14 protein-coding genes are annotated in these 17,311 nt (G+C 64.4%); 11 read left to right on the forward strand and 3 right to left on the reverse strand.

The features are described 5' to 3' along the window. The first annotated feature begins 132 nt into the window (after window positions 1–132). From J8I29_RS06490 to J8I29_RS06500, 3 genes are read left to right on the forward strand one after another with little or no spacing between them, the layout of a single operon-like run. Window positions 133–2,028, forward strand: a complete 1,896-nt coding sequence (locus tag J8I29_RS06490) for a peptidylprolyl isomerase (protein ID WP_280869957.1) — start codon at window positions 133–135, stop codon at window positions 2,026–2,028. A gap of 9 nt (window positions 2,029–2,037) precedes the next feature. Continuing rightward, the gene (trpE, locus tag J8I29_RS06495; protein ID WP_209431023.1) at window positions 2,038–3,549 is read left to right on the forward strand and encodes an anthranilate synthase component I; all 1,512 of its coding nucleotides are present in this window, start codon (window positions 2,038–2,040) and stop codon (window positions 3,547–3,549) included. An 18-nt stretch (window positions 3,550–3,567) separates the two neighbouring features. Beyond that, entirely contained in the window at window positions 3,568–4,080 is a 513-nt protein-coding gene (locus J8I29_RS06500) for a hypothetical protein (RefSeq protein ID WP_209431024.1), read from the forward strand. Between the two features lie 13 nt (window positions 4,081–4,093). On the opposite strand, the gene J8I29_RS06505 is transcribed toward J8I29_RS06500, so the two are convergent. After that, entirely contained in the window at window positions 4,094–5,251 is a 1,158-nt protein-coding gene (locus J8I29_RS06505) for an ionic transporter (protein ID WP_209431025.1), read from the reverse strand. A gap of 282 nt (window positions 5,252–5,533) precedes the next feature. Here J8I29_RS06505 and J8I29_RS06510 point away from each other — a divergent pair, with 282 nt between their 5' ends. From J8I29_RS06510 to lexA, 6 genes are all read left to right on the forward strand, one after another. Further along, window positions 5,534–6,160, forward strand: a complete 627-nt coding sequence (locus J8I29_RS06510) for an aminodeoxychorismate/anthranilate synthase component II (RefSeq protein ID WP_209431293.1) — start codon at window positions 5,534–5,536, stop codon at window positions 6,158–6,160. After that, window positions 6,160–7,170, forward strand: a complete 1,011-nt coding sequence (trpD, locus tag J8I29_RS06515) for an anthranilate phosphoribosyltransferase (RefSeq protein WP_105864656.1) — start codon at window positions 6,160–6,162, stop codon at window positions 7,168–7,170. Before J8I29_RS06510 ends, trpD begins: the two co-directional genes overlap by 1 nt. A gap of 5 nt (window positions 7,171–7,175) precedes the next feature. After that, on the forward strand, window positions 7,176–7,979 hold the full coding sequence (trpC, locus tag J8I29_RS06520) for an indole-3-glycerol phosphate synthase TrpC (protein WP_105864657.1): 804 nt from the start codon (window positions 7,176–7,178) through the stop codon (window positions 7,977–7,979). Next, window positions 7,976–8,467, forward strand: a complete 492-nt coding sequence (gene moaC / locus J8I29_RS06525) for a cyclic pyranopterin monophosphate synthase MoaC (RefSeq protein WP_209431026.1) — start codon at window positions 7,976–7,978, stop codon at window positions 8,465–8,467. Before trpC ends, moaC begins: the two co-directional genes overlap by 4 nt. Then, window positions 8,464–9,684, forward strand: a complete 1,221-nt coding sequence (glp, locus tag J8I29_RS06530) for a gephyrin-like molybdotransferase Glp (protein WP_209431027.1) — start codon at window positions 8,464–8,466, stop codon at window positions 9,682–9,684. The genes moaC and glp overlap by 4 nt, the downstream gene beginning before the upstream one ends. A gap of 111 nt (window positions 9,685–9,795) precedes the next feature. Continuing rightward, a complete protein-coding gene (lexA, locus tag J8I29_RS06535) occupies window positions 9,796–10,512 on the forward strand; it encodes a transcriptional repressor LexA (RefSeq protein WP_105864660.1) in 717 nt (238 codons plus the stop codon). A 76-nt stretch (window positions 10,513–10,588) separates the two neighbouring features. Here lexA and J8I29_RS06540 read toward each other — a convergent pair whose 3' ends face one another. Beyond that, window positions 10,589–12,811 (reverse strand): ComEC/Rec2 family competence protein, encoded by a 2,223-nt coding sequence (locus J8I29_RS06540; protein ID WP_209431028.1) that lies wholly within the window; start codon window positions 12,809–12,811, stop codon window positions 10,589–10,591. A gap of 224 nt (window positions 12,812–13,035) precedes the next feature. Here J8I29_RS06540 and gltX point away from each other — a divergent pair, with 224 nt between their 5' ends. Further along, complete coding sequence (gene gltX, locus J8I29_RS06545) at window positions 13,036–14,466, forward strand: glutamate--tRNA ligase (RefSeq protein WP_105864662.1); 1,431 nt, start codon at window positions 13,036–13,038, stop codon at window positions 14,464–14,466. A 304-nt stretch (window positions 14,467–14,770) separates the two neighbouring features. Further along, window positions 14,771–16,063, forward strand: a complete 1,293-nt coding sequence (gene gltA / locus J8I29_RS06550) for a citrate synthase (RefSeq protein ID WP_105864663.1) — start codon at window positions 14,771–14,773, stop codon at window positions 16,061–16,063. Window positions 16,064–16,138: 75 nt separating this feature from the next. On the opposite strand, the gene lpxB is transcribed toward gltA, so the two are convergent. Beyond that, window positions 16,139–17,308, reverse strand: a complete 1,170-nt coding sequence (gene lpxB / locus J8I29_RS06555) for a lipid-A-disaccharide synthase (RefSeq protein ID WP_209431029.1) — start codon at window positions 17,306–17,308, stop codon at window positions 16,139–16,141. Window positions 17,309–17,311: the final 3 nt, after the last annotated feature.

Here is a 17,311-nt window from a genome sequence, read left to right on the forward strand (position 1 = left end):
CCGCTTTTCATGTGCCGCCCCTCATGGGATCGTTCATGCGGCCCCGAAGAAGCGTAGAAACGATGCGGGATTTCCCGGGCTTTCCGACAGGGGCCTGGAGAATCCTTTTGCCTTGATGGAACCAAGACACCGATGCTGAGCTCATTCCGTGAAGTTATGACCAAGGGGCCTGCCAAGATCCTCACGGCGGGGGTCATGTTGCTCCTGAGCGGCAGCTTCGCCTTATGGGGTGTCGAGGGCTGGCTGCAGGGGCGCAGCAATTCCGATGTCGCCACGGTGGGTGGTTCCACGATTTCCGCCAATACCTTTAGCGAGGCCTATCGCGCGCGCACCCTGCAGATCACCCGCGCCACCGGCAAGGCGGTCACCCCCGACATCGCCCGGGCCTTCGGCCTCGACAAGCAGGTTCTCAATGGCCTGATCTCGGAAAAGGCCATGGAGGTGCAGGCCGCCAAGCTTGGGCTCGGCCTCGACCAGCAAACCACGGTCCAAACGGTGATGAACGATCCGGACTTCCAGGTCACCGCACCCGGCAAGCCGCCCGTTTTCGATGCCAATGCTTTCCGCCAAATGCTCGAAAACAACGGCATGAACGAAGAGATGTTCTTCACCCGCCAGCGTGAGGTCTATATCCGGGGCCAGATCGACCAGGGCCTGACGGCCGGCGGCCCGGTCCCCCAGGCTCTGCTGCAGGCTGCCGCCCGTTACGAGCAGGAAAAGCGCAATACGTCCTATTTCGTGTTGCCGCAGAGCAGCGTAGGTGACATTGCTCCGCCCGACACTGCCGCATTGCAGACCTATTACGACGAGAACAAGGGCGCCTTCCGCACCAAGGAACTGCGCAGCCTGAGCTACATACTGGTGACGCCGGCCGAGCTGAGCGGCCGTGCCACCGTGACCGATGCCGATGTCCAGGCAGCCTTCGAGAAGAACAAGGCGGGTTCGGCAGCGCTGGAACAGCGCACGGTCGAGCAGATCGCCTTCCCCTCGCCGGATGAGGCCAAGGCCGCCGCCGCCCGCATCGCTTCGGGTCAGATCACCTTCGAGGGCCTGGTCTCCGAGCGCAAGCTCAAGCCCGAAGACATCGATCTGGGCACCGTGTCCAAGCGCCAGCTCAGCGACCAGAAGATCGCCGACGCCGCCTTCGCCCTGAAGGAAGGCGCGACGTCGGACGCCGTGCAGGGCAATCTGGCCAACGTCATCGTCAAGGTCACCAAGATTGTCGATGCCAAGACCGTCCTGCGCGGGGAACTGGAGCGCCAACGGGCATCGGAGGCCGCCAAGAATCTGCGTGACGCCATCGAAGACGAGCGCATGGGCGGCGCCCCGCTCAAGGACATCGCCGCCAAGCTCAAGCTCAAGGCCGTGACGCTGCCGCCGGTCGACGCCCAGGGCCGTGACGCCGAGGGCAAGCCCGTTGCCGTTCCGCTCGCCACCCAGGTTCTTCCCGCGCTCTTCACCGCCGAGCCCGGCTCCGATCCCGAAGCCGTCGACGGCCGCGACGAAGGCCTGATGTGGTTTTCGCTTGACACCGTAGTCCCCGCCCGCGACCGCACGCTTGACGAGGCCAAGAACGAGGTGATCGCCGCCTGGACCGCCGATCAGAAAGTCGCCAAGCTCAAGGAGAAGGCCGACCAGCTCGTGACGCAGCTGCAAGGCGGCAAGTCGCTCGACGAGGTTGCCAAGGGACTGAATCTGCAGGTCACGCCGGCGTGGGACCTGACACGCAACGGCCAAGGCCAGCCGGTGCCCCCGGCTGTCGTCACCGCCGTGTTCGCCACCCCCCTCAAGGGCTTCGGCACGGCGCTGGCCGCCAACGGCACCGATCGAATCATCTTCCACGTCGAAGACAACGTGATCCCCGAACTCGATGCCAAGGCTCCGCAGACCGAGGCGCTGTCGAAGCAGCTCGCGACCGGCATCAGCCAGGATCTGATGACGGAATATGTCAAGAAGGTCGAAGACCAGCTCGGCGTGGCCATCAACCAGACCAATGTCGACCGTGTCGTCGGCACCGGCAGCCTCTGAGTCGCCAGCATGCTTCTCGAACCTTCCTTCGAAGCCTTCTCGGCCGCCTATGCGGCCGGCAAGGCGCAGATCCTGACGCTGACGCTGGTGGGCGACCTGGAGACGCCCGTCTCCGCCTTCATGAAGCTGGCGGGCGACAGGCCCAACGCCTTCCTGCTGGAATCGGTGGAAGGCGGCGCCACGCGCGGGCGCTATTCCATGATCGGTTTGGAGCCGGACCTGATCTGGCGCTGCCAGAACGGCCAGGCCTCGATCAACCGCCATTTACCTGGCGAAGGCTTCGAGGCGCTGGACGGGCATCCGCTCGACACGCTGCGCGCCCTGATCGCGGAAAGCCGGATCGAGCTGCCCGAGGGTGCACCGCCCATGGCGGCTGGCCTGTTCGGCTATCTCGGCTACGACATGGTGCGGCTGGTGGAGGAACTGCCCGCCGCCAAGCCGGATCCCATCGGCATTCCCGACGCGATCTTGATGCGCCCGACGGTGATGGTGGTGTTCGACGCCGTGCGCGACGCCATCACGGCCGTGACGCCGGTGCGGCCGCAGGCGGACGTCACCGCCAGGCAGGCTTATCTGCGCGCGGAACAGCGGCTGATGACCATCGTCGACGGCCTGGACCGCCCGACGCCCAAGCTTGCCGAGACCCTCGATCTCGACGCCCTGCACGCCCAGCAGGTCTCCAACACCGCCGAGGCCGACTATCTGGCCATGGTTGCCCGTGCCAAGGAGTACATCAAGGCCGGCGATATTTTCCAGGTCGTGCTGTCGCAGCGCTTCAGCGCGCCGTTCCAACTGCCGCCCTTCTCGCTCTATCGCGCCTTGCGCCGCATCAACCCGGCTCCGTTCCTGGTCTACCTGCAGCTCGACGGCTTTTCCGTGGTCTGCTCCAGCCCGGAAATCCTGGTCCGGCTGCGCGACGGCAAGGTCACGGTCCGGCCCATCGCCGGCACGCGCCCGCGCGGCAAGACCAAGGCCGAGGACGACGCGCTGGCCGAATCGCTGCTCAACGATCCCAAGGAACTGGCCGAGCACCTCATGCTGCTCGATCTCGGGCGCAATGATGTCGGCCATGTCTCGGCAGTCGGCAGCGTGAGCGTGACCGACCGCTTCTTCATCGAGCGCTACAGCCATGTGATGCACATCGTCTCGAATGTCGAGGGCAGCATCGGCCCGGGCCACGATGCGCTCGACGCCCTGGCTGCGGGCTTTCCGGCAGGCACGGTCTCGGGCGCGCCCAAGGTCCGCGCCATGCAGATCATCGACGAACTCGAGAAGGACAAGCGCGGCCTCTACGCTGGCGCCATCGGCTATTTCGGCGCAGACGGCCAGATGGACACCTGCATCGTGCTGCGCACGGCGCTGGTGAAGGACGGTACCATGCATGTCCAGTCCGGCGCCGGTATCGTCTATGACAGCGTACCCGCCAGCGAACATGCCGAATGCGTCAACAAGGCCAAGGCCCTGTTCCGGGCCGCCGAAGAAGCCGTGCGTTTCGCCGGCCAGCCCGGCCGGGGCCAGTAAGGCTGGCGGGCCGCATTCATGGCTAGATGGCCCGGCGCCCGTCGATCGGCCCTGCTCACCTTTGCGGCCGCCTATGTCGTGCTCTTCGCCGACTTCTATCTCTATTTCTATCCGGGCGGCCTTCAAGCCATCGCCCTGATGCTGGCGATCGCGCTGCCGGCCATGGGCGCGGCCTATGGCATCTTCTTCTTCCATTGGCTGTACGAGAGCGAGCGCTCTGTCCCCTATGCCGATTACGGCTTCGGTATCTGGCTGATCTCGTCTCTCGCCTCGCTGATCTACATGGCCGTCTTCGCCGGCCTGGGGGCGCTCCTGCCCTATGGCCTGGAGAGGCTGGAATTGGTCGGGAACACCGTACAGATGATCGCCTCGCGCATGACCTTGGCGTCGGACTATTTCGAGCCCATCGTGGGGCGCAATCTCGCGCTCTTCGTGCTGCTCGAAGTGTTTGCCTGCGCCTATGGCAAGAAGGAAGGCATGCGGCTTCGCGCGTCCCGCCCGGACGCGGGTCCGGAGCGGTCCGGCCCTTGATCCGAAGCAGGCCTCAAGGCGCGACGATCAGGAGGACATAGGCAACAAAAATCACCAGATGCGCGAGGCCCGTCAGAAGCGTGGTACGTCCCGTGCCGAAACTCACCACACCCATGGCGAGGGCAAGAAGGAGCAAGATCGTATCGCCCGCATTGAGGCCGAGGGTCAACGGGCGGCCTGTGATGAGGCTCGCTGCCGCGACCGCGGGAATAGTCAGCCCTATGGTTGCACAAGCCGAGCCCAGGGCGATGTTCAGCCCCCTTTGAAGTTCGTTCTTGAGAGATGCCTTTATGGCGGAGATCGCCTCGGGCAACAGGGTGACGAGCGCAATCCCCGCGCCGACGATCGCGTCGGACTGCGTGACTCCGAGATAAGTGAGCCCATCCTCCACACCGGCCGCTACCTGTTCCGTCAACAGAACGATGCCTCCCAATCCCAAGAACAGCAGGACAAGATGCGTGGGCAGGGAGTTGACGGTGGCAGGATGTTCGCCCTGCACTTCCTCCAATGCGCGAACCTCTGAAAAATCCTCCTTCTGGCCATAGCTTTGCGCGAAAACGAAGCTGCCATAGAGCAAGATCGAAAGCACGCCGACGAAAACAAGCTGTATGGATGAAAACGTGCCTGGCGCGGTCGACAGGGTGTAGTTGGGCAGAACCATCGTCAGGACGGTGATCGCGACCAGAACGGAGAGAAAGGCGCTCGTTCCCTGCCTCCTGATATCCTGCCGGCTATGGCGCCAACCGCCCACCGTCAGGGCTATCCCGACGATGCCGCAACAAACGATCATTACGGTGGAAAAGACCGACTCGCGCGCCAGGGTTGGATTATTGCCGCCGTGAAGCATCATTGAAACGATGATCGATACTTCAATGGTCGTTACCGCAAAGGTTAAAACGAGCGTGCCATAAGGTTGACCGACAAGGAGTGCTATCGATTCGGCATGATGCAAGGCCGCAAATACGGTCACCAAGACAAGACCGATCGAAATGGAATTCAAAAGAATGACAACCGCAATATCGCCTTGCCCGATTGCCAGCACATTGGACTGAAGGGCCAGGGCGATCAAAAAACAGACGACAGGCAGAACCCGTGTCCATGAAGTTGTCTGGCGTAGGAATGTATCGAACACGAGCGGCACCGAAGTTGTGCCATGCAACAGAGCAGGCATGAACACATATCACATCGAAAGGATTTCGGAAGGTAAGCGCCTACGCGGAATCTTTCGGCGTAGCGCCGGCCCGCCGAGGCTGGTGCCTATGCGGCGAAGGCAGCACCGCCGAGATGGCCGACCTTGAACGTGAGGGAGCAAGGCCTGCTTGCGGCCGCCCGCAGCTTCCAACCCGCCGGCGCCCGATGGATCGCCACCCCCGGAAGCGCTTGACCCGCTGCCTCCACACGCCTAGTCGTGATGGCTTCAAAGGAGGCTAGAGCCGTGACGACAGACCGTTCCATGACCGTGACGCTGATCGACAATTATGACAGCTTCACCTGGAACCTCTGGCATTATCTCGGCCAGCTGGGTTGCACCGTCACGGTCCATCGCAACGACAAGGTCAGCGCCGATGAGGTGATCGCCGCGGCACCCGATGCGATCGTGCTCTCGCCTGGCCCCTGTACGCCGACGGAAGCCGGTATTTGCTGCGAATTGATCGAGAAAGCCAAGGACCGGATCCCGCTGTTCGGCGTCTGCCTAGGCCACCAGGCCATCGGCCAGGTCTTCGGCGGCGACATCGTGCGCCTTGCCATTCCCATGCATGGCAAGATTTCCTCGATCGACCACCGCGGACGCGGTGTCTTTCGGGGGCTGAACGGTCCGTTCATGGGCACGCGCTATCACTCGCTCGTGGTCAAGCGCGATAGCCTGCCGACCGATCTCGAAGTGACTGCCGAGACGGACGACGGCGTCATCATGGGTCTGCAGCACAAGAGTGCGCCGCTGCATGGCGTGCAGTTCCATCCGGAATCGATCATGTCGGACCACGGCCACCGTATCCTCCAGAACTTCCTGGAACTGGCAGAGGAATGGAACGCCAAGAACAGAGTGCAGGAAAACCGGAACGAAAGCGAGCATGCGTGATGGACGGTTTCAAGCCCTATATCGGCAAGGCCGCCGCCGGCTCGCTCACCCGCGAAGAAGCGGCCGAGGCCTTCGACCTTCTCCTGTCCGGCCAGGCCACTCCTTCCCAGATCGGCGGTTTCCTGATGGCTCTGCGGGTGCGCGGGGAAACGCCGGATGAAATGGCCGGCGCCGTCTCGGCCATGCGTGCCAAGATGCTGACGGTGGAGGCCCCCGAGGATGCCGTCGACATCGTCGGTACGGGCGGCGATGCCTCGGGCTCCTACAATGTCTCGACAGCCGCCTCCCTGATCGTGGCCGGCGCAGGCGTGAAGGTCGCCAAGCACGGCAATCGTGCCCTCTCCTCCAAGTCGGGCGCCGCCGACGTCCTGACCGCGCTCGGCGTCAACATCGAGCTGAAACCCGAAGGCATCGCCCGCTGCATCACGCTGGCAGGCGTCGGCTTCATGTTCGCGCCGGCCCATCACGGCGCCATGAGGCATGTCGGCCCCACCCGCGTCGAGCTCGGCACGCGCACGATCTTCAACCTGCTCGGCCCCCTGTCCAATCCCGCCGGCGTCAAGCGGCAATTGCTCGGCGTCTATGCCCGCCAATGGCTGCAGCCCATGGTGGAGGTGCTCAAGACCCTGGGATCGACGCGCATCATCGCCGTGCATGGCAGCGACGGGCTCGACGAAATCACCACCACCGGCCCGACCGAGATCGTTTCCCTGGAGAACGGCGTGATCAGTCATGGCATCATCACGCCCGAGGAGGTCGGCCTGCGGGTAGCGACCCCGGATGATCTCAAAGGCGGTGACGCCGCCCACAACGCGCTCGCGCTGCGGGCCGTGCTCGAAGGCGAAAAGACGCCCTACCGCGACATTGCCCTCCTGAATGCCGGAGCCGCCCTGCTCGTCGCCGGGCGGGTGCCGAGCCTGGCGGACGGGGTGGCGCTCGCCCGCGAATCCGTCGATAAGGGCAAGGCCCTAGCAACGCTCAACCGTTTGGTTGAAATTTCCAACGCGTGAGTGCCATGGCCACCATTCTCGAAAAGATCGAAGCCTATAAGCGCCGCGAGATCGAAGCGGCGAAGGCGGCACGTCCCTTGCCGGACTTGATCAGGCTGGCGGAACGGGCCAGCCCAGTACGCGGTTTTCAGAAGGCTCTCCAGGCCAAGCTCGACGCCGGCCATACCGCCTTGATCGCCGAGATCAAGAAGGCGAGCCCCTCCAAGGGCCTGATCCGTGCCGATTTCGACCCGCCGGCGCTTGCCCGCGCCTATGAGGCCGGCGGAGCGGCCTGTCTTTCCGTGCTGACCGACGAGCCCTCCTTCCAGGGACACCCCGACTTCCTCGCCGCGGCGCGTGCGGCGGTGTCGCTGCCCGCCTTGCGCAAGGACTTCCTCTATGATCCCTACCAGGTGGTGGAAGCCAGGGCCTGGGGTGCCGACTGCATCCTGGTGATCATGGCCAGCGTCACCGATGCTGAAGCCCGGTCCCTGATCGCCGCCGCCAGGGACTGGTCCCTCGACGTCTTGTGCGAGATCCACAATCACGACGAACTCGAGCGGTCCCTCACGCTCGATGTCGGCATGATCGGCATCAACAACCGCGATCTCAACGACTTCGTCACCCGCCTGGAGACAACGGAGACGCTGGCGCCGCTGGTGCCCAGCGATCGCCTTCTGGTCGGAGAAAGCGGCATCTTCACGCCCGGCGACGTCCAGCGCCTGCAGAAGGCGGGCGTCAACACGTTCCTGGTCGGCGAGAGCCTGATGCGCCAGCCCGACGTCACCGCGGCCACCCGCACCCTGCTCGCCCTGGACGACGCGGCATGAATGCCGCCGCCCTCACGCATCTCGATGCCTCCGGCGAGGCCAACATGGTCGACGTCTCGCAAAAGGCCGTGACCAGCCGCACCGCGGTCGCCGAAGGGCGCGTGCTGATGCGGCCTGAGACGCTCGAACTGGTACTGTCGGGCGATGCCAAGAAAGGTGATGTCCGCGCTACTGCCCGCATCGCCGGCATCATGGCCGCGAAGAAAACCCATGAACTCATCCCGCTCTGCCATCCGCTGCTTCTCAGCAAGGTCGCCGTGGAAATCGAGCCCGATACCGCGCTGCCCGGCCTGACCGTGCGCGCGACGGCCAAGGTCGCCGGCCAGACCGGCGTGGAGATGGAAGCGCTGACCGCTGTTTCCGTCGCCTGCCTGACCATTTACGACATGGTCAAGGCCGTCGATCGGGGCATGCGCATCGAGGCGATCAGGCTCGTAGAGAAGTCCGGCGGCAAATCCGGCGATTGGCATGCGGAGGAAAGTGCATGAGCCTGCTTCCCGTCGCGGACGCGCTGGCCAAGGTGGTTGCCGGTGTCACCCCGCTCAGCGTCGAAACCGTAGCGCTCCACGCAACGCGCGGGCGCGTCCTTGCTGCCGCCATCACCGCTCTGAGAACGCAGCCCGGCTTCAACGCCTCGGCTATGGACGGCTATGCCGTGCGAGCGGATGACGCCAGGCAGGGGGCCAGCCTCGAATTGATCGGAGAGTCCGCCGCCGGGCATGGCTATGCCGGGCGCGTCGGCGAAAACCAGGCCGTTCGCATCTTCACGGGCGCTCCTGTTCCCGACGGCGCGGACACCGTGGTGATCCAGGAGCAGACCCGCCGCGACGGCAATCGCGTCATCCTGGAGGCCACGGCCAAGCCGGGCCAGCATATCCGGGCCCGCGGCCTGGATTTTGCCGAGGGCCGCGAGGCCTTGAGGCCCGGGACCGTCATCGGCCCGCGCGACATCGCCCTCGCCGCGGCCATGAACCATCCCGGCCTGCCCGTCCACCGCCGCCCTAAGGTCGCCATCCTTGCCACCGGCGATGAGCTGGTGCTGCCCGGACAGGCCATCGGCGAGAATCAGATCGTCGCCTCCAACAATTTCGCCATCCGCGCCCTCGTCGAGGCCGAAGGCGGCGAGGTGCTCGACCTCGGCATCGCCAGCGATGATTTTCCTGCCCTGGAAGCCGCCATCAAAAGGGCCTGTAGCGAAAAGGCCGACGTGCTCGTCACCATCGGTGGCGCATCCGTCGGCGATCACGACCTGATCCAGACCGCCCTGACCCGCGAAGGCATGCAGCTCGGCTTCTGGAAGATCGCCATGCGGCCGGGCAAGCCGTTGCTGCACGGGCGGCTCGGCCCCATGCATATCCTCGGACTGCCGGGCAATCCGGTCTCCTCGGTCGTTTGCGGTGTCCTTTTCCTGGTGCCCCTGCTGCGCACGCTGCTCGGCCGGTCCGATGCCGGTCCGCCACGCCGCCGGGCCGTCTTCGCCAGCTCCTGGCCGGCCAACGATGTCCGCGAAGACTATATTCGTGCTCGCTTCATGCTTGACGATACGTCAGACATCCTCAAGGTAGAGCCGCTGGCATTGCAGGATTCGTCGCTGGTCAGCGTCATGCAGCATGCCGACTGCCTCGTGATCCGGCCGCCCTTTGCACCGGAAGCAAAAGCGGGCGAAAGCTGCGAGATCATCGATCTTCGCGCAGCGGGCTATTGACCACGTCTTAACCTGAACTTCATTGTTGCAGAACACAGTAGGAACATGTAGCACTGTTCTTGTTTTGTTTACACCTTCACCGTGATTCGCGGCCGCCACGACGGGATAGCCATGCTGACCAAGAAACAACATGAATTGCTTCGGTTCATTCATGAGCGCCTGAAGGAACAGGGCGTGCCTCCCTCCTTCGACGAAATGAAGGAGGCGCTGGACCTCAGGTCCAAGTCCGGCATTCACCGCCTGATCATGGCGCTGGAGGAGCGCGGCTTCATTCGGCGCCTGCCCAACCGCGCCCGTGCGCTGGAAGTGGTCCGCATGCCCGAATCCGCCGTTCCCGGCGGCCTGTCATTGGCCACCTCTCAGCGCGGCTTCCGCCCCAATGTGATCGAAGGCAACCTCGGCAAGGTCCGCCCCGTCAGGCCCGAAATGGACGACGAGGTCGGTCGGCCTGTCCTCGTTCCCGTGATGGGGCGTATCGCGGCCGGCACGCCGGTTTCCGCCATCCAGTCCAAGAGCCACACCATCAGCGTCACGCCGGAAATGCTGTCTTCCGGCGATCATTTCGCCCTGGAGGTGCGCGGCGATTCCATGATCGAGGCCGGTATCTTCGACAATGATACCGTGCTCATCCGCCGCCAGGACCACGCCGATACCGGCGATATCGTCGTGGCGCTGATCGACGATGAGGAAGCCACGCTCAAGCGCCTGCGCAAGCGCGGTGCCTCCATCGCGCTGGAAGCCGCCAACCCGGCCTATGAAACGCGTATCTTCGGGCCTGACCGGGTGCAGATCCAGGGCAAGCTGGTCGGCTTGTTCCGTCGCTATTGAGAGAGGCTGACATCCGGACTTGCCGGCGATGAGCGCGCTTCGCGCGATCACGAGCCGCAGCATGGGCGAAATCGCGTCAATTATCGGTTTCCGGGGCGATGCTATCGAGGGGAGAATCTCCCACCGGGGCTTGCAGCGCCGGTTGAGGCGGGGACTTCGGCGGTGGGGTCACCCGGCCCGGTGCCCAGGGACGGGATGCTTGCGGATCGCGGGCCATGACGAGCCGCCAGCGCGGACCGATGTCACCGCTCGGCGGCGGCTCCGCATAAAGCGCGATCGAGCCGGCCGATCGGATCAAATCGCGATCCATCACAATCCCTGTGGCGGCACAGCGTGAGCCGATCGGAATCGGTCCTGCCAGGACGCTGACGCGTCCGCAGTCTTCCTCGGCGGCGTTGCTGGTCTTGTCGAGCATGAAGACCCCGCCTCCTTCGACGGGGGCTGAACACCCTTCGCTGTCGCATAGGCGCTGTGACGCCAGGCTCGGATCCTCCGGCTTGCGCCGATCGCCCATGGCGAGCAGCCATTGCTGAACCGTGAAGGCATCCGATCGCTGCGCCAGCATGGTCAGCCGATCACCCTGGCGGACGAGGGCCGCATAGCCGTTTGCACCGAACAAGGCCACCGGCAGTGGCGCCGTTGCGGCCAGGGCAACGCCTCCGCCAAGCGGCACCAGGGCCAGCAAAGCCAGGCGCGTGCGCAGGATGGTCAGCAGCACCAGCGCCAGCGCGAAAAGGCCGAGGGCAGCGGCGGAAAATTGCGGCAGCACGAGGTCGGAGCCAGGCCAGGTGGCCACCGAACGAGCCACCTGCATGAACAGGCCGACTGCCCAGCCCATCGCCTGCCAGAGCGGAGCGCCATAACCGAACGGCTCGGCAACCAGCGCCAGCATGGCCAGCGGCATGATCAGGAAGGAGACGATCGGCGTTGCGACGAGGTTGGAGGCCAGCGACTGCAGGGTGAGGCGGTGAAAATGAAAAGCCGAGAACGGCGCCGTGGCGAGCGAGGCGACGATCGTCGTCAGCATCATGGCAAGAACCACGGTCACCGCGCCGCCGATGGCCCTTTCCCACGCCATTGCGGATTTCTCCCGCTTGCGCCGGCTCCATTGCTCATGCGCGATCACCAGCATCGCAACCGCCGCGAAGGACATCTGGAAGCTCGGCCCCAGAAGTTGCTCCGGCGTGGTCACCAGCACGAAGCTCGCGGCCAGAGCAACGTTGCGCCGGGTGATGGCATTCCGCCCCAGGGCGACGGCCAGCAGCACGATGGACGTCATCAGGAAGGAGCGGACCGTCGCGACCTCGGCACCGGAAAACAGCGTATAGGCAGCGGCCGGCAGCAGCGAGAGCAGCGCTGCGAGTTCCTTCGTGCCCCGATAGAGCACGATACGGCGGGACAAGGCCAGCACAGCGCGGATGAGCCCGAACAGCCCGCCCGCAAACAACGCCATATGGAGGCCGGAGATCGAAACGACGTGATAGAGACCGGAAGCGCGCAGCGCATCATTGGCGTCGCCGGGTATCTGGCCGCGCTTGCCGGTAACCTGGGAAGCGGCAATGGCGCCGTTCTCGCCCTGTATCGTCTCGACGATGCGCCGGGTCAGATCGTTGCGCTGCCGGTCGATCCAGATATTCAAGGCCTCCGCCCAGCTTGCCTCGACCGGACTGGCCGCGGGCGAAATCTTTCCCGCCGCGAAACCGACCCCGCCAATGCCGTCGAAGAAAGCATCGCGTGCAAAGTCATAGCCGCCGGGCAAGGCCGGTGGCGGCGGCGGTCGCATGACGGCCTTGAGGCTGATGCTGTCGCCGGCCTGGATTTCGCTGCCCTTGCGGACCGTGAGCCGGATGCGGCCGGGCATGGCGGCAGGTTCCAGTTTCTCCACCGAGACCGGCCTGATGACGATGCGGGCACTGCCGCCCAGCCGAGGCTCCACCGAAAGGACGAGACCGGTGACGGTTCCCGCCATCGAGCGCGAAAGTTGCGGCGCGGCAACGCTCAGCGTGCGCAGCTTGGCGGCGCAAAAGCCGGCCCCCGCGGCCGTCAGACAGATCAGGCCGACATGCAGCCACCAGCGTCCCCGCACGCCATAGGCAAGACAGGCTGCACCCACGGTAAGAAACATGGGAACAACAAGACCAGGCTCTTCCGGTGCTGCGAAATAGGCAATCACACCCAGGCCGAGAAAAACCGGAACGACGAGAGCAAGCTCGAAGGCGGCCATCTCCGCCGCAAGCCCGGCTGCCAGCCAGGACAACAGCCGCTGCAGGCCCTGCCCGAACAAGATGCCGCCGGGCAACGCCAATCCCGGCTGCCCCGGCCTTCTCCCGAGAACCCCAACCCGCGCGCGGCCTCGATCATTCCCAGGCAAAGGTGCCCCCGCCGCTACCGCCCGATGAAACCCTGTGCTAAAGCCCCAAGCTTATTGATGTGAACCGGGTTAGCCAAGGGCTTCCATTTTTACGCCTCTATGCTCCTCAGCTCTGGCTTCGCTCTCCCAGCCTTTTGGAATTGCCAACTTCGATGTCCACTCCTGTCGTTACCCGCTTTGCTCCCTCCCCCACGGGCTTCCTCCATATCGGCGGCGGCCGCACGGCGCTGTTCAATTGGCTCTATGCCAGGGCCAAGGGCGGCAAGATGCTGCTGCGTATCGAGGACACCGATCGCGAGCGCTCGACCGATGCCGCCATCGCCGCCATTCTGGACGGGCTTGCCTGGCTTGGCCTCGACTGGGATGGAGACCCGATCTTCCAGTTCGCCCGCGCGGCCCGCCACCGCGAGGTCGCCGAATCCATGCTCGCCCAGGGCAAGGCCTATTATTGCTACGCCACGCAGCAGGAGCTCGAGGAGATGCGCGAGCTCGCCCGCAAGGAAGGGCGGCCGCCACGCTATGACGGTCGCTGGCGCGACCGCGACCCTGCGACGGCCCCCAAGGACGTCAAGCCGGTCATCCGCCTTCGTGCGCCGACCGAAGGCGAGACCGTTATCCACGACGACGTACAGGGCACCGTGCGCTGGGCCAACAAGGACCTCGACGACTTAGTGCTGCTGCGCTCGGACGGTACGCCGACCTACATGCTCGCCGTGGTGGTCGACGACCATGACATGGGCATCACTCACATCATTCGCGGCGACGATCATCTCACCAATGCCGCCCGCCAGAAGCAGATCTATGAAGCCATGGGGTGGGAGGTGCCGCACATGGCGCATATCCCGCTGATCCACGGCCCCGACGGCGCCAAGCTCTCCAAGCGCCATGGCGCCCTCGGCGTCGATGCCTATCGCGCCATGGGTTATCTGCCGGCGGCCATGCGCAACTATCTGGTGCGCCTGTCTTGGAGCCACGGCGACCAGGAAGTGTTCACCACCAAGGAGATGATCGAGCATTTCGATACGGGCGCGATCGGCAAATCGGCCGCACGCTTCGATTTCAAGAAGCTCGAAAATCTCAACGGTCTCTATATGCGCAACTCGACGGACGAGGAATTGCTCGCCGCCATCGACCAGTTGCTGCCACATATCCCGGATGGCCCGGGGCTCGCTGCCCAGCTTGCTGCCGACAATGGCGCCAAGCGTTCCCAGTTGCTCGCCGCCATGCCGGGCCTCAAGGAGCGGGCCAAGACGCTGGTGGAACTGCTGGACGGCGCCAATTTCCTATTCGTCGCGCGGCCTCTGCCTTTGGACGACAAGGCCAAGGCCATGCTCAGCGAGGAAGCGCGGGCGACCATCGCCATGCTGGTGCCGCGTTTCGAGGCTCTGAGCGAGTGGAATGCCACGGCAACCGAGGCTACGGTACGGGCGGCCGCCGAGGAAACCGGCGCCAAGCTCGGCTCACTCGCCCAGCCGCTGCGTGCCGCCCTCACCGGCCGTACGACCTCCCCGCCCGTCTTCGACGTGCTGGCCGTTCTCGGCCGGGAGGAGAGCTTGGCCCGCCTCAGGGACCAGGCTGGCTGAGACCAAGCGCCGCATGATCAACGTTGCCTATCCGGCGGATTTCGCGCAATAGGTGTCGTTTTCGCAGCTTTGACGCGAAAGTTTTGAAAAGCTTTCGCGTCCAGGTAGCCCGATCACCGGAAGCCCGCGAACGGGGGATTGAGCCCAAGGCCGAACCGTCGGTTCACCTCTTCGTCATTCTTGCGGCATTGCAGCAAATGGTCTACCCAACAGCGACGGATCGGCGATACGTAGGCCTTACTTGAGCCGGGGGGCTCCTTTCTGGCCAGGGCGTGACCGCGTATTTCCGTACAAGGAGGATTGCATGAGCGGTAACACGGCGACTCTGACTATTGGTGACAAGGCAATCGAATTGCCGACCAAGAGCGGCTCCGTTGGTCCGACGGTTGTTGATATTGCGCCCCTTTATAAGCATACGGGCATGTTTACCTACGATCCGGGCTTCACCTCGACGGCGAGCTGTGAATCTCAGATCACCTATATCGATGGCGATGAGGGCGTGCTGCTCTATCGCGGCTACCCGATCGAGCAACTCGCCGAGCATGGCGACTTCCTCGAGACCTGCTATCTGCTGCTCTATGGCGAGTTGCCGACGGCCGCTCAGAAGGCGGACTTCGACTACCGCGTCACGCGCCACACCATGGTGCATGAGCAGATGGCCCGCTTCTTCCAGGGCTTCCGGCGTGACGCTCATCCGATGGCGGTGATGGTCGCCTCGGTCGGTGCCCTCTCGGCCTTCTATCACGACTCCACCGACATCTCCGACCCTCATCAGCGCATGATCTCGTCGATGCGGCTGATCGCCAAGATGCCGACCCTGGCTGCGATGGCTTACAAATACACCATCGGCCAGCCTTTCGTGTATCCGCAGAACAATCTGGACTATCCGTCCAACTTCCTGCGCATGTGCTTTTCGGTTCCCTGCGAGGACTACAAGCCCAACCCGATCCTGGCACGCGCTCTCGATCGCATCTTCATCCTGCACGCCGATCACGAGCAGAACGCCTCGACCTCGACAGTCCGTCTCGCCGGCTCCTCGGGCGCCAATCCCTTCGCCTGCATCGCGGCCGGCATCGCCTGCTTGTGGGGACCCGCGCATGGCGGCGCGAACGAGGCTGCGCTCAAGATGCTGCAGGAAATCGGCACCGTCGACCGCATCCCGCAATACATCGCCAAGGCCAAGGACAAGAACGATCCGTTCCGCCTGATGGGCTTCGGCCACCGCGTCTACAAGAACTACGATCCGCGCGCCAAGATCATGCAGCGCACGACGCATGAAGTGCTCAACGAGCTCGGCCACAAGGACGACCCGCTGCTCGAGGTCGCGCTGGAACTCGAGCGCATCGCCCTGCACGACGAGTACTTCATCGAGAAGAAGCTCTATCCGAACATCGATTTCTATTCGGGCATCACGCTCAAGGCGATGGGCTTCCCGACCTCGATGTTCACCGTGCTGTTCGCGCTCGCCCGTACGGTTGGCTGGATCGCTCAGTGGAAGGAGATGATCGAGGATCCTTCCCAGAAGATCGGCCGCCCGCGCCAGCTCTACACCGGCGCAGCTCGCCGCGATTATGTTTCGCCGGCCCAGCGCCGCTGAATAGCAAAGGGCGGATCCTCGGATCCGCCCTTCTCATTGCAGTCGCTGCGCTTCCAGCCGACGCGCCCGCCCCTCTCACCTCGCCTTGGCGGCAATGGTCTCCAGCACGATGCTGGCTGCTCGTTGCGAGGGTGTCTCTCCCACGACCTGCATGCGCTGATCGATCTCGCTGAAGGCCTGCATCTGGGCGCGCCGTTCGTCCGTATCCCCAAGCAATCCCGCCATCAGACTGGCCAAGCGATCCGGCACGACCTCTTCCTGAAAGAGTTCGGGCACGGCCGGTCGATCGAGAATCAGATTGGGCAGCAGAAAGAAGCGCCCCTTCACCAGACGCCGGGCCAGGAAGGCCTCCCAGGCGGGAAAACGGTAGGTGCCGATCATCGGCACCTGCGCCAGGGCCAGTTCGAGCGTCACCGTACCCGATGCCGCCAGCGCAGCCCGCGCCCGGCGGAAGGCCGCATATTTCTCATCCGCATCGGTGATGATGCGCGGCTTCGTAGCCCAGCTGGCCGTCACCTGCCGCAGGCGCTCGGCATGGCGCGGTACCGTTGGCAACACCGCATCGAAAGGCCCTCTCCTGGCCGACAACAGCTCGATCGTCCGGCCGAAATCGTCGGTGAGCAGCCCCACTTCGCTCGAACGGCTGCCGGGGAGCACCAACAGCAACGGCCGTGCCCCCTGCCGGATCGCCTCCTCCTCGGCGTTGGGCCGCAATTCATCGAGGCGCTCCATCAAGGGGTGGCCGACATAGGAACAGGGCGGACCATTCAACCGGCAATAGGCTTCGGGCTCGAAGGGCAACAAAGCGAGCACATGGTCGACATAGGCCCGCATCGACACGGCCCGGCCCGGGCGCCAGGCCCAGACGCTGGGCGAAACATAGTTGACGATCGGCAGGTGCGGCAGACGCCGGCGCACGCGCTTGGCGACGGCGTGGGTGAAATCCGGACTGTCGATGATCACCATGCCATCGGGAGGGTCGGCGACGATGGCGTCGATCACCTGCCAGGCTCGCCGGTAGATCGTGGGAAAACGTCCGATCACTGCCGCAAAACCCATCACCGCAATGTCGTCGAGAGGAAACAGGCTTTCCATACCCTCCCGCGTCATGGCGGGGCCGGCCGTGCCCTTGAACACCACGGGCCTACCGGCCTGCGCCCGCAAGGCCTGCATCAGCTTGAAGCCGAGCTGGTCACCGGAATGTTCGCCGACGACGATGGCGATCTTCAAAGGCCGATCCGTCATCAT

Source organism: Labrys sp. LIt4, assembly GCF_017813775.1.
Lineage (GTDB): Bacteria > Pseudomonadota > Alphaproteobacteria > Rhizobiales > Labraceae > Labrys > Labrys okinawensis_A.